Source organism: Collimonas arenae, assembly GCF_000786695.1.
Lineage (GTDB): Bacteria > Pseudomonadota > Gammaproteobacteria > Burkholderiales > Burkholderiaceae_D > Collimonas > Collimonas arenae_A.
The window spans coordinates 46,604-60,550 of sequence record NZ_CP009962.1 but is presented as its reverse complement, the minus strand read 5'-3'; the positions used below and the strand labels follow the sequence as shown (position 1 = coordinate 60,550).

Here is a 13,947-nt window from a genome sequence, read left to right as displayed (position 1 = left end):
ACATGTCCGCCGTAAAGCGTTTTTTTGCGATTACTTGACTTGCGTCATCGGCTTTTATGGCGAGAAAAAGCTCTGAAAGTGCCATTATTTGCGCATTTACGGTAGATTTATGCGTCTTTGCATTCAAATACCCATGCTGGGAGACAAGGATTCTTGGGTGCCCTGTTTGATGTTAAAATAACGACGAGCGCGTAAAAAAGGATTTTGAATGCAAAATGCGATAATTGGCGAAGAAACAAAAGCTGCGCCGCTGGTGCCGAAACTGGAACGTCAGCGCTTGCATGACACGGTGGTCGACCACCTGCGCAACCTGATCGTCGAAGCGGTGCTGACGCCGGGAACCAAGCTCAATGAGCGGGAGTTATGCGAAACCCTCGGCATTTCACGTACGCCGTTGCGCGAAGCGCTGAAGGTATTGGCGGCCGAAGGCCTGATAGAGATTTCGCCGAACCGCGGCGCTTCGGTATCGAAGATGTCGGAAACGGAAATCTGGGAAACCTTTGAATTGATGAGCGGCCTGGAGGCGATGTCAGGCGAGCTGGCTTGCGACCGCATCACGCCGGTCGAGCTGGCGGAAATCAAGGCCTTGCACTATGCGATGCTGGCCTGCAAGGCGCAAAACGACCTGCCCGGCTACTACAGCCGCAACCAGGCAATCCACGACAAGATCAATGACGCTGCGCGCAATTCCGTGCTGCGCCAGACTTACCTGACCCTGAACCGGCGGCTGCAAGCCCTGCGCTTCAAATCGAATTTCCAGCCGCACAAATGGGATAGCGCCGCGCATGACCATGATGAAATGGTGAAAGCGCTGGAAGCGCGCGACGGCAAACGCCTGGCAACAGTGCTGCGCCAGCATTTGCTGGACAAGCGCGACGCCGTGCTCAGCGCAGCAGCCTTGCCGGCGGAAAGCCCGCCCGAACCGCAGGCTTGAATCAGGCAGTGAGATAGGCTTTCACGCGCTTGTCCACAACCGCGGATACCTCTTGCGGCCGCGCCGTCACAATTTCACGGGCGCGTTGGCAGGCGTCGGAAACCCGCACCGGAGGCCGGCGTAGCGGTGCCTGGAGATTCGCGGCCAGCGCCACGATTACGGTTTTACGGCGTAATTTTCCGGAAAAAAATGCCGCTCGACCAGCTCGATCAAAATGTGCAAAACCTTGATGTGCAACTCTTGCACGCGATCTGCAAAAGTACCGCCCGGCGTGCAGATATAAACGCTGACGAGCGCGGACAATACCTCGCTCTGCTTGCCCGACAAGATGATGACGCTCATCCCCAGCGATTGCGCAGTCTGCGCCGCCCGGATGATGTTCTTGCTGGTGCCGCTGGTGCTTAGCGCCAGCAGACAATCGCCGGGACGGCCGTGGCCTTCCAGGTAGCGCGAAAAAACCTGTTCGTAGCCATGGTCGTTGCCGACGCAGGTCAGGTGCCCGGCATCGCTGATCGCGGTAGCGCCAAGCGCGGCGCGGTCGAGACGGTAGCGGCCGGTCAGTTCCTCGGCGAAGTGCATGGCGTCGCACATCGAGCCGCCGTTGCCGCAAGAATACACACGTCCCTTGCGCTCGAACACATCGATCAGCAAGCGGCCCGCTTGTTCAATCGCGTCCAGCGCTGTCGGATTGGCGAGCAGGGCATTCAGTGATTGCTGTGCTTCGACCAGGCTTGCATTGATGTGTTGCTTCAATTTGAAAACTCCGTGTGAATGTTGGTGAGGGTTAACGGTTGATAGTGCGGGTCACGCCGGTATCGATCACGCCGTAAGGGGTGATGCTGCTGCCGCTGATGTTGCCGCTGCTGCTAGTACTACCACTGGAGCTGCTGTCGCCATTCGGCGCAATGTGACCGCAGGCAACAAGGAGAAAGCTGGTCATAACGAAAAAGAATAAGCGCATCGTGGTCTCATGAATCAAATGGGTACCCTGACTGACATCCCCTCAGCCGAAACGTTCCGGCTGGCGGCATCCCTGAATCATACTAGCTATAGCGCTGGTTCATGTACAGAAGCCTTGGTTTGCGTTGCCGGCAAATGTTCTTCTTTCAGCCATAAACCGAACTCTTGCACCACAGCCACCACCTTGCGCAGACGCTGACCTTCGGCGGTAAGGCAATATTCCACCTTGACCGGCACCTCGGCATAGACGGTGCGCAACACCAGTCCGGCCGCTTCCAGCGCTCGCAAATCCAGCGTCAGCATGCGCTGCGAGATATTCGGCATGTCGCGGCGTAAATCGTTGAAGCGCTTGGGGCCATCCAGCAGGTAGGACACAAGCAACAAGCGCCAGCGCCCGCCCAGCAACAGCATGGCTTCCTCTACCGAACAACCGGAGACGTTCTTCTTCATACGGAACCTAAGTATAATTTATGTACCTATATAACAAATTTCTGCCTTCTTTACAATAGTAACTGCCATCACCATACTCTCCTCATTCCGCGCTTGGCGCGGCTGCACAGGAGATTTGCATGAAATTGTATTTTGCCCCCGCTACCTGTTCGCTCTCGCCGCACATCGTGCTGCGCGAACTGGGCCTGCCGTTTGAACTGGTCAAGGTCGACAACAAGACCAAGAAAACCGCCGATGGCGGCGACTTCCTGGCGATCAATCCGAAAGGCTATGTGGCGGCATTGCAGCTGGATAACGGCGCGGTGCTGACGGAAGGTCCTGCGATAGTCCAATACCTGGCCGACCTCAAGCCGGAAGCAAAACTGGCGCCGCCGAACGGCAGTTGGGAACGCATACGCCTGCAGGAAGCGCTGAATTTCATCAGCAGCGAAATCCACGCGGGGATGAGCCCGCTATTCAATGCGGCGATTCCCGCAGAGGTCAAAGCCATCTTCAGGGACAAGCTGCTCAAGCGGTTGGGGCAGATAGACGCCACACTGGCGCAACAGGATTACCTGCTCGGCGCGCAATTCAGCGTGGCCGACGCCTATCTGTTCACGGTGCTGCGCTGGGCGGTGTTTTTTTCGATCGATCTTGCGCAATGGCCGGCCATCGCCGGCTATATGGAGCGCATCGGTTCGCGCGAGTCGGTAAAGGCGGCGCTGGCTGCGGAAGCCCTGGCATAACGATGCGAGCCCCCCTCAGACCGGCCTGGTAATGGCTATGGCCAGGCTTCAGTGTTCTGCGCCCTATCTGCCGCAATCAACCATCATCGTCATCAACGCATCGAATTCCGCCGGACGTTCTGCCGCCACCAGCGGGAACAGGTGGCTGTGGTCCGTGCCTGCCACCACCCGTAGCCGGCGCGAACGCGCCTGCTGTGCGGACAACAGCAGGCGGTCCGGTATTTCCAGAGGTATGACGGCATCATGCTCGGCGGCGATCACCAGCAGGTCTCCCTTGAACTTCCGGAGAATCGACCAGGCATCGCTATCGGCCCAGCTGCGGTCGCGGCGGATTACCTCGGAAAATTGCGGCCCGAACGGCAGCCCATATGCAGCCGGCGTATAGACGCCCGGCACGATCAGGATCAAGCCGGTGACCTGGTATTTTTGCGTGAGTCGAATGGCGTTATACGCACCCATGCTGGTGCCGCAAATCACCAACGGCTCGGCCAGCTTTCTTGCCGCGATCACGGCCTCCGCCTGGCGCGTGCGGCTGCTCAGCGAAGAATCCAATAACGCACCACCGGTGTCGCCATGGCCGATGCAATCGAAAGACGTCGTGGCAACGCCGCGTTGCTGTAGCGCCGGACGCAGGCCGGAACGCATCGCGGTAGCGCGCGAACTGACACCCGCGCCATGCAACAGCAAAATATGGCTGGCGGATGTCGACTCAAGAAAATCGCCTTTCAGGACGGTATTTTCATAGGGAACGTCAAACGACTCTATTGCTTGCATGATCAGGTAATGAGGCGATAGCAGGGAACGTAACGTTACCTGAATTTAAGCTGGCCAAAATCTTTTTTCTTTTTCCACTTGACCTCAAGTTAACTTGAGGTTTTACACTCGACTCCGGCAATTGATCGTTACTGCGCGAATGCGTATATACGTGTTGCGCCTCAGTCGAAACCAAGCGGAGAGCTCACAATGACTTCCCAGATTTACCGAGTAGACAAATTCATCGTTCCTGAAACAGCGCAACAGGAATTCCTGGCCAAGGTGCGCACTACGCATGCGTTGCTGCGCTCCTTGCCCGGTTGCACGCAAGAGCTGGTGCTGGAACAGACTTCGGGTCCGGGATCGTACAACTACGTTACGGTACTGGGATGGTCAGACCTGGCCTCCATCGAAGCCGCCAAGATCGAAGTACAGAAACTGCATGCCAAGACTGACTTTCATCCACAAGTGATGTTCAACCGGCTTGGCATCCAGGCCGATCTAGGCAACTACCAGGCGATCGATATCTCAACCTGAATCCGGATTTAACCGTCAGGTGTGCGGGGCAGTTCGGCTTGTAATAACAAAACCAGCCGCTTCACGCCTGCCCGGTATTCGTGCCAGAATCGGCCTGGTCTAGTTCTTTTTGGGAATTTTCATGCCCGCCAGCCGATCAGCAAATATTGTCAAATTTATTGCCACATTTAATGCCGCATTTACCCTTACGCTTTTTCTTGGCGGCATGCTCGCAACCCAGCCGTACGACGCCTTCGCGAAAGAAGCATCCGTGCTGGACGCGCCCGTCAAAAAAGTCGCCGATCAGCGCCTTGCCGTAAAGACTCCGCAAGGCAGCGGCGTGCTGCCGGTCTATGCCGACCACTCGCTCAGTACTGCAGCGCCTGAGGTGAAACGGATATTGATTGTGGTGCACGGCACATTGCGCAACGCCGATGTCTATTTTGCCGACGGTCTCCGTGCGGTCGAGGAAGCCGGTGCGGCAGGCGCTGGCAGCCTGGTAGTGGCGCCGCAGTTCCTGACGCCGGCAGACGTCCAGGCGTTCAAGCTCGCGCCCGACACGCTGGCCTGGAGCCAGGAGGGCTGGAAGGGCGGCGAACCTGCCTTGAGCCCTGCGCCTGTCAGCTCCTTCAGCGCCATGGATGCCCTGCTCGAACATTTCACCGACCGCACTCTCTATCCAGCCCTGGCTGAAGTGGTGGTCTCGGGTCATTCCGCCGGCGCCCAGATTGTGCAGCGCTATGCCGTTGCCGGCCGGGCAGAAGCGGTCCTGGTCAAGGCCGGAATCAAGGTGCGTTATGTCGTGGCCAACCCATCAACCTATCTGTATTTCGATAACCACCGGCCCGACGCGGATGGTCATTTCCAAGCCGCCGTCACCGCCTCATGTCCGCATGTGAATCGCTGGAAATATGGCATGGAACAGCTACCGGCCTATGTCTCGGAACAAGATCTGGGCAGCATCGAAGCGCGCTACGCCGCACGCAAGGTGACCTATCTGCTGGGGATGGCCGATACCAATCCGTACACTCACTTCATCGACCGCTCCTGTCCCGCCATGGCGCAAGGCCCGTACCGGCTGGCGCGCGGCCTGGCCTATTTCAACTATATGCAAGGAAGGCATACGGCGGGGCTTAATCAGAGCGTGGTGGAAGTGCCGGGCATCGGCCATGACGGCCGCGGCATGTACGGATCGGCATGCGGGCAGGCGGTCTTGTTTGGACAACAATTGCCTGCGGCTTGTCCGCAATTGCCGTGACTGATGTGAAGATAAGAAAAAAGAAAAACTAAAAGAGCTGCAAAACTGCAAAACTGAAAAGGCAAAAAAAATGGAATTTTCTCAATTGAGAAAATTCCATCATTTTTCTACATCGCCGGCAAATTAAGCTGGCTGATCAGGGACATCGCCCTCTTTGTTTTCTTCTTCTTTGTTTTCCAGGTGTTCGGTCACTGCTTCTACACCCTTGTAGCCGGCGACAGCGGCAATACCTTCAGTCAAGACGGATGCATTAGGATCCAACTTCTTGACACCCTCAACGGCCACCACGGCGCCAATGACTTCTTCCAGAATACCCATAACCAACTCCTCAAAAAATAGCGAACAACAGAATTTTTAACTGCAAAAAGGTGCTGCCGGTTCGGCGCGCTCTTTCCTGCCACGCGCCATGGCGGCCATGACTGCGGTATTTCCCGCATTCATGGCCGCCATGTTCATCATAGTCGTGGAGCGCACGACATGCAGCACTTTATTTTGTGACAGTGGCGCTGGCGGCAGCCTTTGCTTCCGGCGCCTTGACATCGGCCTTCGCTTCAGGCGCCTTGGTTTTTTCCTTGGCCTTTACCGTTTTCTTGGCAACCTTGGTCTTTGCGGCCTTGGCTTTGACTTTAGCCGGCGCAACCTTGGCTTCTGTCTTGGCGTCAGCTTTCACAGCCTGGGTAGTGGTTGCGGCTGCAGCGGCAGGGGCCGTTGGAGCAGCAGGTGCTGGTGCAGCAGCTTGCGCGAAAACGGAAGTTGCAAACAGGCCAGCGATCAGAGCAGCGATTAATTTGTTCATTTTTTGCACCTTAAGGTTATCTTGGTTAGCCCCAGGCATTTCCCGAGGTCTTGAGCAATTAACGACTGGTGCAACGGCTATGTTGACGACCATTACATACCGTTACAATTTGCTAGATATCAAGTTGAAATATCACATTGCATTGCGCCCATTCGGCAACGCTGCGATCAGCTGCAATTCCACAGCGTAACCATGATGCAAGGCCGGTACCGGCACCACCACCCGCGCCGGTTTATGCGTGCCAAGAAAACGGCTGTACACATCGTTGAAGACAGCCCAATTTTCCACGCCGACCAGATACACAGTTGCCTGCACCACATCGGCATAGCGACAGCCCGCAGCGGCCAGCACCGCCTCGCATTGGCGCAGCACCGCTTCGGCCTGCTGCATGAAATCGTGGGTGCCGGGATCGATCACGCCTAGCTCCGGCAACATGCCGGAAACAAACACCAGGCCATTGTGTTCAACGGCTTGCGAGTAGTGGCCGCGCGGCGTCGGCGCGGCATCGGTATGGATGATGTTCATGATGTCGATTGTTGCCTAGGAGATGAATTGCGCGAAGGATTGCAAATCGACGTTGCCGCCGCTGAGAATGACGCCGACTCTTTTCCCCGTCACGGGCCAGACCTGGTTAAACGCTGCCGCGGCAGCCAGGCAGCCGGTAGGTTCCACTACCATCTTCATTCTCTCGGCAAAGAATTTCATCGCCGAAATCAACTGCGCATCCGACACTGTGACGATATCTGCGACATGCTTCTGGATCACTGCAAAATTATGGCTGCCGACATGCGTTACCTTAGCACCGTCGGCGATGGTGTCGGGTACATCGATATGCACGATCTCTCCCTTGCGGAAAGACTGCCGGCCGTCGTCGCCCAGCTCTGGCTCTACCCCGATCACCTTGCAATGAGGACTGAGGCCCGACGCCGCCAACGCCGATCCCGCCAACAAGCCGCCGCCGCCCAGGCACACCAGCAACACATCGAGCTCGCCCACTTCTTCAAACAATTCCATGGCCGCCGTGCCCTGGCCGCAAATGACATCCGGATGGTCATAGGGCGGGATCAAGGTCATGTTCCTTTCCTGCGCCAGCTTGCGGCCGATTTCTTCGCGGTTTTCGGTATAGCGGTTGTAGGTCAGCACCTCGGCGCCATAGCCTTTGGTGGCCTGGATTTTCAACACCGGCGCATCTTCTGGCATGATGATCACGGCGCGTATTTTCAGCAGCCTGGCGGCCAGCGCGATGGCTTGCGCATGGTTGCCGGAGGAGTACGTCAACACGCCATTGCGCCGCTGCTCTTCAGAAAACCGCGACAGCGCATTGAAGGCGCCACGGAACTTGAAGGCGCCGATACGCTGGAAATTCTCGCATTTGAAAAACAGTTCAGCGCCAGTAAGCGCATTGGCTGTGGCCGACGTCATCACCGGCGTACGGTGCGCATGGCCTTTTATTCTTTGTGCGGCTGCTTGTATATCACTGAAGGTCAGGTTATCGGCGGTGTGCATGCAGGGCTCTCGTGCGTGTCTGGAATGAAATACGAATGAAATACGAATGAAATACAACTGTGGGATACGACAAGTGTAGAACCCATGCGGCGAAATTCAATGCAATACCTTGTTGCAGAAATCGTCGTCATTCCTGCAAACCCGGCAAGACTGGACGTTTTGCTTGCTATCATCCATAGCGGCGACAACAGAACAGGGAGCGAAGAGATGCAAGGAAGAACGTTATGGGAACTCAAGGTGTTTTGCGCCGTCGTCGACAAGCATAGCTTTGTGACGGCGGCCCGGCACCTGGGCATCTCCCCCAGCGCCGCCACGCGATCCCTGCAAGCGCTGGAAGAACAACTAGGCACCCAACTCTTGCAGCGCTCGCACAAGCTGCTGAGCTTAACCAGCGCCGGCGAAATTTATTATGATTTTGCGAGGAAGATGCTGGCAGTCCAGGCGCAGGCAGAAGAAGAAATCTCCGGCCTGCAATCGGATCCCAAAGGATGGATCCGCTTTTCCGCGCCGGAAATTTGCAGCCGCTTTTTCCTGCCCGAGCAAATCGGCATCCTGACGCGCGAGTTTCCGGATATCCGGGTGGATGTGCTCTATACGGACGCCGCCATCGACCCGATCCAGGAAAATCTGGACTTTGCCATCCGCGGCGCCTATCCGGTTTCCAGCGAGCTGATCGGTTATCCGCTATGGCAATACGACCGCATCTTGTGCGCCAGCCCCCGCTATCTGGAACAACGCGGAACGCCGGCCGAGCCGGAGGAATTGAGCGCACACGCCATGGTGCTGCATACCGCGCCGCGCATTTTGAAAGACTGGTATTTCAAGTCGGCCTCGCGCACCATGAGGATGCGCATGCAGGCAGAACATCGGATCAATTCCGGTAGCGGACTGTATGAGGCGGTATGCGCAGGCGTGGGAATAGGGCGGCTGGCGAGCTGGGTGGCGCAACCGGCGATTGAAGCAGGCACGCTGGTGCAAGTGTGCGCAGCATATCGTTTGGTCTCCTCGGCCGGCCACAGTCCGGAGATGCATGCGGTCTACGGCGCGAAAGGCCTGCCGCGGCGCGCCAAGATGCTGCTGGATGCGCTGCGCGCGAAAGCAATGCGGCAAGGCTTCAAGATGAGTGGGCAGTAATTTTTGAGAGGGCGCAGACTCGTTGGCTTCATTCCCGCCGGGTGCATAAAAAATCCGTGAAGCCAAATGACTGGCGGCCATGAAAACGGTATTTTCCGTCCTCATGACCGCCATGTTTAATCTCGTCGTGCGGTGCACGACATGCTGCACTTTATTTTGGAGCGACTGTGCTTCCAACCTTCGCTTCCGTCGTGGTCGCGGTAGTGGTCTTAGCCTCGGCCTTGGCGACAGGCGCTTTCACTTTAGCCTCGGTCTTCGCCTTGGCTTTTACAGCCTTATGCGCCACCTTGGTTTTTGCAGTCTTGGCTTTGGCGACAACTGGCGCTGCCTTGGCGTCGGCTTTCACAGCCTGGGTTGTGGTTGCGGCTACAGCAGCAGGCGCGGTTGGAGCAGCGGGGGCGGGTGCGGCAGCTTGCGCGAAAACGGAAGTTGCAAACAGGCCAGCGATCAGAGCAGCGATTAATTTGTTCATTTTTTGCACCTTAACGTTATCTTGGTTAGCCCCGGGCATTTCCCGAGGTCTTGAGCAATTAACGACTGGTGCAACCGCCGTGTTGACGACCATTACATGCCGTTACAACTTCCAACGTAAGCAAGCCAATAAGCAGGAAATGACGGCGCGGCGAAGAAAAAATGTAATCCGTCAGCCCATAAATCAAACGGCCGTGAGGGCGGAATTTTCCGCGCTCATGGCCGTTTGTGGTTCATCGCCGTGCGCAGCACGGCATGACTTGCTTCGAATTACTTAGGAGCGGCTTCTTTAGCAGCATCCTTGGCTTCGGCAGCTTTTGCCTTGGCTTTAGCGGCTTTGTGATGCGCCTTTTTCATGTGCTTGGCTGGTGCGGCAGCTTCGGCTGTAGTGCGGTCGTTACGTGCATCCGGATGGCCGGCCAGAACACTGGCAGCATCGCTCTGTGCGTGGGCGAATGGGGCAAATGCGACGAGGAGTGCAGCGATACCTAGCAGCTTTTTCATGTTCAATCCTTTGAATGGTTGAGGTTAACATCCGCGTTTGCGGCGGCATAAGCATAAAAACGCCGCAGGCGGGATTTGGTTGACAGCGCTTTCAAGTTATCAGTTCCACATCGCCTGGTACCGCATAGCAGGCAAACGTCAATCGGCATCTGGCGTTGAATCGACGATAGCGCTGCGCGTGGCTCACAGCAAAGATTCCTTGTTTTTTTGCTCACTTTCATGCCCGGCAATACGTCCTGCGGGAATATCGTACAATAAAATTACCACGCGGACACTTTTTATCCGGTCTTCTTGCCGTCTGTCGCTTCTTTACCAGGACTGACGCAAAATTTCGCCAGCAAGGCATGCCGACGAAGATAGTACGAAGGTACAGCTAGGAGGCATAACGCCGCTGGCGGAATTTTGCGTCAGTCCTATTTAGAGGCTGTTGCAAACACAGCTGGCTAGGCGCGCCGACGAAGACAGTACGAACAGTACGGCCAGGAGGGTGTAGCAGGGGTTTCAGACGACACTGTCGTCTGCCTGCGGAACGGCCCGGGCTTGTAAGCCGGGCGCGCCCTGCAAGGGCAACAACGCCAGATGTGTTTGCAACAGCCTCTTACTTCATTCGCCATCAGGAGAACCACCATGCAATACACCATGCTCGGCCAGACCGGCCTGCTGATTTCGCGCCTGGCTTTCGGCGCCATGACTTTCACCTCCGGTAACAAGGACATCGGCGCGATCTACAAGGTCGGCGCGCAACTGGCCGATGAACTGGTCGGACATGCCCTCAGCGTAGGCGTCAACCTGTTCGACACCGCAGATGGCTATGCTGGCGGCGAATCGGAAACCTTGCTGGGGCAGGCGCTGAAAATGCGCCGCAATGAAGTGGTGATCGCGACCAAGGTAGGGTTTCGCACCGGTCCGGCGCTGTCGCAGTCGGGCCTGTCGCGGCGGCATATCCTGTGGTCGATCGACCAGAGCCTGAAGCGTCTCAGCACCGACTGGGTCGATATTTATATCGCCCACCGGGAAGATCCGCATACGCCGCTGGAAGAAACGCTATGGGCGCTGGACGCCGTGGTGCGCTCGGGGAAGGCGCGCTATATCGGCTTTTCCAACTGGTCGGCCTGGAAAGTAGCGGCCGCGCTGGAAATCCAGAAAGCCAACGGCCTGGCGCCGTTCACCCACGGCCAGATGCATTACTCGCTGCTGGGCCGCGACGTCGAACGCGACGTGGCGCCGATGATGCGCCGCTACGGCCTCGGCATGACGGTATGGAGCCCGCTATCGTCCGGTTTCCTGAGCGGAAAATATACGCGCGAAAGCCTGTCCCATCCGGATAACCGCTTCTCCGGTTTCGACCTGCTGCCTTTCGACAAGGAACATGGCTTCGCGGTAGTGGAGCATATGCGCGCCATCGCCCGTCATCACAACGCCAGCGTGGCGCAAATCGCGCTGGCCTGGCTATTGGCGAAAGATACGGTCAGTAGCGTGCTGATCGGCGCCTCGAAGCTGCCGCAACTGGAAGACAACCTCGGCGCCGCCAGCATCAAGCTGAGCGCCGAAGAAGTCGCAGAACTCGACGCCGCCACGCCGCTGGCGCCGGTCTACCCGAACTGGTTCATCGACAAGCTGGCCGACCCGGCCGCCGTCGAAGCGCTGGCGGCCACGGCGCGCTTCAAACCGTCTTGATGAACAGGTTGACCAGCCTGCGCGTCATGCCCGTATAGGGCGGGTAAAACATCTTTGCCAGCATGATGCGGCCGCGCACCACGGCCCGCTCATGCGAAAACGCCAGGAAGCCATGATGGCCGTGGCCGCTGCCGATGCCGGAATTATTGACGCCGCCGAAGGGCAGGTTCCCATGCAGGAACTGCACCACGCAATGGTTGATGCAAGCGCCGCCAGAGGTGGTCTGCTGCATGACCTTGTCGATGTTTTCCTGCTTGCGGCTCCATACGTACAAGGCCAGCGGCTTGGGGTCGGCGTTGATGCGGGCGATCACCGTACTGAGCTCAGTAAAGCTGATAATCGGCAGCAGCGGCCCGAAGATTTCTTCGCTCATGATCTTGGCGTCGTCGGGAATGCCGTCGATCAGCGTCGGCGCGATATAACGCTGGCCAGCATCGACCTGGCCGCCCGTCACCACCCGCGCACCGCGTGCGGTAGCGTCATCCAGCAGCGCCTTGACGCGCTCGGCATGGCGCTCATTGACGATACGCGCCAGGCAAGGGCTGTCGATCTGCTGCGCGTCCTTGCCGTAGGCTTCTTCCAGCGCCGCAATACAATGTCTCAGGAATTCGTCCTTGACGCTGGCATGCACGTAGATGTGATCAGGCGCGATACAAGTCTGGCCGTTGTTGGTGAACTTGGCCCAAAGGATATTCTTGGCCGCCATGTTCAAATCGGCTGTCTCGTCGACGATGGTCGGCGATTTGCCGCCCAGTTCCAGCGTCACGCTGGTAAGATTTTTAGCCGCAGCCGCCATGACGATCTTGCCGACGGCGGGCGAGCCGGTAAAAAAGATATGGTCGAACGGCAGCTCCAGTAGGGCTTGCGCCACCGGCGCCGGCCCCTCGAACAACGCCACCTCATCCTCGGTAAACACCTCGCGCACAATCTTGCCGATGACGGCGGAAGCATGCGGCGTCATTTCCGACGGCTTGATGATCACCGCGTTACCCGCCGCCAGCGCCGACACCAGCGGCCCCAGGCTCAGATTGACCGGATAGTTCCACGGCGCGACGATCAGCACCCGGCCCTTCGGCTCATACTGCATGTAACCCTGGGTGCCGACCGCCATACGCGATGGCCACACCTTCTTCGGCTTCATCCAGCCGCCCAGCTTGCGGAGTGCGTCATTGGCTTCGGCGATCACCGGCAGGATTTCCGTCAGCTCGACTTCGGTGGCGGGCTTGCCGAAATCGGCAAACCCCGCAGCAATCACCGCTTCGCGATTCGCCAGCAATGCAGCTTTCAGTTTGCGGATCTTGGCGATGCGCTCGGCCTTGGTGGATTGGCGCAAGCGCAGTGCGGTAGCGCGCTGGAGCGCAAAAACGCGCTGGATTTCGCTGTTAATCTGGTTCAGCCCGCTATCGCTTCCTGTTGCAATGGTGTCCATAGTCTCCCTTTGATTGGGTTGTTATTTGAATGGTTATCTGGATTGTAATTCCGCGCCGGTTAAGGCCTGGATATGCATTGATGCGCTCATTATGTCTGACTTACGACACAGTTTCAGCAATATTCAGCGGCTCGATTGGTCATGCAAAGGCCATCTGCCCAACACGGTGTACTGACGCCGCTGGCCGATGTGCCGGTTCAGCAGCACAAACTCGCCGACGTCAAATTCGATGGGCGGCACCGCCTGCGCGACGATTTTTTCCCGGTCGTAGAGCAAAGTCATGTGCGGCGTCATGGTCGACGGCCTGCGCATGAAGCCACAGCGGTGCAAAGCGTCCGACAGGTTCCGGTGCAGCGTCTCCACGCCAAGCACGCCCTCATCGCCGCACAGCACAGTAGGATAGCGCCGCACCACGCCGGATTTGTTAGCGAAGGTCAGCACATGATTGAGCTGGACTCTAAACGGTGCCTGGATCACATGGGATGCCGCCCAGCTAGCAGCGTTGACCGTATCCTGCGGATAGCCGACGTAATTGCCCACGAACAGAACGGTGATATGCAAATGTTCCACATCGATCAGGCTGCCGTGCAAATCATGTTGCTGGCGTAAGTTCTCGGCCAATTTTTCAACACGCGCAGCGACGGCTGTGTCGGGCACGATAGCAAAGAAAATACGGTCGGTGGGCTGCGGAGGAGAGGCAACGCCAGGCAAAGGTTTGTCATGCGGCATGGCACTCCCTCCTTCAAAAAAAAGTAGTGGATCAACGGCCGCGTTTGCACCATGCGGCCCCCCATCAGCTTGTGAAAGCTGACTATATAATGTTTATAGTCCGAT

Annotated in this window: 18 protein-coding genes; 6 read left to right on the top strand and 12 right to left on the bottom strand. The window is 57.4% G+C overall.

Annotated elements, in window-relative coordinates:
* The first annotated feature begins 208 nt into the window (after positions 1–208).
* On the top strand, positions 209–934 hold the full coding sequence (locus tag LT85_RS00250; protein WP_038483910.1) for a GntR family transcriptional regulator: 726 nt from the start codon (positions 209–211) through the stop codon (positions 932–934).
* 156 nt (positions 935–1,090) lie between these two features.
* On the opposite strand, the gene LT85_RS00245 is transcribed toward LT85_RS00250, so the two are convergent.
* The 3 genes from LT85_RS00245 to LT85_RS00240 all read right to left on the bottom strand — a co-directional run bounded on the left by LT85_RS00245 (position 1,091) and on the right by LT85_RS00240 (position 2,344).
* Positions 1,091–1,687, bottom strand: coding sequence for an SIS domain-containing protein (locus LT85_RS00245; protein ID WP_038483907.1), 597 nt, complete (start codon positions 1,685–1,687; stop codon positions 1,091–1,093).
* A gap of 31 nt (positions 1,688–1,718) precedes the next feature.
* Entirely contained in the window at positions 1,719–1,895 is a 177-nt protein-coding gene (locus tag LT85_RS26310; protein WP_156117380.1) for a hypothetical protein, read from the bottom strand.
* A gap of 86 nt (positions 1,896–1,981) precedes the next feature.
* Positions 1,982–2,344 carry a winged helix-turn-helix transcriptional regulator gene (locus LT85_RS00240; RefSeq protein ID WP_052134442.1) on the bottom strand — a complete coding sequence of 121 codons (363 nt, stop codon included), beginning with the start codon at positions 2,342–2,344 and terminating at the stop codon, positions 1,982–1,984.
* Between the two features lie 119 nt (positions 2,345–2,463).
* On the opposite strand from LT85_RS00240, the gene gstA reads away from it, so the two are divergent.
* Positions 2,464–3,069 (top strand): glutathione transferase GstA, encoded by a 606-nt coding sequence (gene gstA, locus LT85_RS00235; RefSeq protein WP_038483904.1) that lies wholly within the window; start codon positions 2,464–2,466, stop codon positions 3,067–3,069.
* A gap of 63 nt (positions 3,070–3,132) precedes the next feature.
* Here gstA and LT85_RS00230 read toward each other — a convergent pair whose 3' ends face one another.
* Positions 3,133–3,843: an alpha/beta fold hydrolase gene (locus LT85_RS00230; RefSeq protein WP_081991857.1), complete on the bottom strand. Its 711-nt coding sequence runs from the start codon at positions 3,841–3,843 to the stop codon at positions 3,133–3,135.
* Positions 3,844–4,032: 189 nt separating this feature from the next.
* Between LT85_RS00230 and LT85_RS00225 the strand changes: the two genes are divergently transcribed.
* Positions 4,033–4,359, top strand: a complete 327-nt coding sequence (locus LT85_RS00225; protein WP_038483897.1) for a hypothetical protein — start codon at positions 4,033–4,035, stop codon at positions 4,357–4,359.
* Positions 4,360–4,564: 205 nt separating this feature from the next.
* Positions 4,565–5,596, top strand: a complete 1,032-nt coding sequence (locus tag LT85_RS00220; protein ID WP_038494503.1) for an alpha/beta fold hydrolase — start codon at positions 4,565–4,567, stop codon at positions 5,594–5,596.
* A 123-nt stretch (positions 5,597–5,719) separates the two neighbouring features.
* Here the strand turns inward: LT85_RS00220 and LT85_RS00215 are convergent, their stop codons facing one another.
* From LT85_RS00215 to LT85_RS00200, 4 genes are all read right to left on the bottom strand, one after another.
* Positions 5,720–5,914, bottom strand: a complete 195-nt coding sequence (locus LT85_RS00215; protein WP_038483894.1) for a hypothetical protein — start codon at positions 5,912–5,914, stop codon at positions 5,720–5,722.
* A gap of 169 nt (positions 5,915–6,083) precedes the next feature.
* Positions 6,084–6,392 (bottom strand): hypothetical protein, encoded by a 309-nt coding sequence (locus LT85_RS00210; protein ID WP_038483891.1) that lies wholly within the window; start codon positions 6,390–6,392, stop codon positions 6,084–6,086.
* Positions 6,393–6,524: 132 nt separating this feature from the next.
* Positions 6,525–6,917, bottom strand: coding sequence for a RidA family protein (locus tag LT85_RS00205; protein ID WP_038483888.1), 393 nt, complete (start codon positions 6,915–6,917; stop codon positions 6,525–6,527).
* A 15-nt stretch (positions 6,918–6,932) separates the two neighbouring features.
* The gene (locus LT85_RS00200) at positions 6,933–7,898 is read right to left on the bottom strand and encodes a threo-3-hydroxy-L-aspartate ammonia-lyase (protein ID WP_038483885.1); all 966 of its coding nucleotides are present in this window, start codon (positions 7,896–7,898) and stop codon (positions 6,933–6,935) included.
* A gap of 99 nt (positions 7,899–7,997) precedes the next feature.
* Between LT85_RS00200 and LT85_RS00195 the strand changes: the two genes are divergently transcribed.
* Entirely contained in the window at positions 7,998–9,032 is a 1,035-nt protein-coding gene (locus LT85_RS00195; protein WP_253273628.1) for a LysR family transcriptional regulator, read from the top strand.
* A 151-nt stretch (positions 9,033–9,183) separates the two neighbouring features.
* Here the strand turns inward: LT85_RS00195 and LT85_RS00190 are convergent, their stop codons facing one another.
* Together LT85_RS00190 and LT85_RS00185 are read right to left on the bottom strand one after the other, a co-directional pair.
* Positions 9,184–9,504 (bottom strand): hypothetical protein, encoded by a 321-nt coding sequence (locus LT85_RS00190; RefSeq protein ID WP_052134441.1) that lies wholly within the window; start codon positions 9,502–9,504, stop codon positions 9,184–9,186.
* A 269-nt stretch (positions 9,505–9,773) separates the two neighbouring features.
* Positions 9,774–10,007: a hypothetical protein gene (locus LT85_RS00185; protein ID WP_038483882.1), complete on the bottom strand. Its 234-nt coding sequence runs from the start codon at positions 10,005–10,007 to the stop codon at positions 9,774–9,776.
* 627 nt (positions 10,008–10,634) lie between these two features.
* On the opposite strand from LT85_RS00185, the gene LT85_RS00180 reads away from it, so the two are divergent.
* Positions 10,635–11,684, top strand: coding sequence for an aldo/keto reductase (locus tag LT85_RS00180; RefSeq protein ID WP_038483879.1), 1,050 nt, complete (start codon positions 10,635–10,637; stop codon positions 11,682–11,684).
* On the opposite strand, the gene LT85_RS00175 is transcribed toward LT85_RS00180, so the two are convergent.
* Complete coding sequence (locus LT85_RS00175; protein WP_081991856.1) at positions 11,671–13,113, bottom strand: aldehyde dehydrogenase family protein; 1,443 nt, start codon at positions 13,111–13,113, stop codon at positions 11,671–11,673. The two genes, LT85_RS00180 and LT85_RS00175, sit on opposite strands and share 14 nt — an antisense overlap.
* 123 nt (positions 13,114–13,236) lie before the next feature.
* The gene (locus LT85_RS00170) at positions 13,237–13,842 is read right to left on the bottom strand and encodes a 2'-5' RNA ligase family protein (RefSeq protein ID WP_038483876.1); all 606 of its coding nucleotides are present in this window, start codon (positions 13,840–13,842) and stop codon (positions 13,237–13,239) included.
* Positions 13,843–13,947 lie beyond the last annotated feature (105 nt).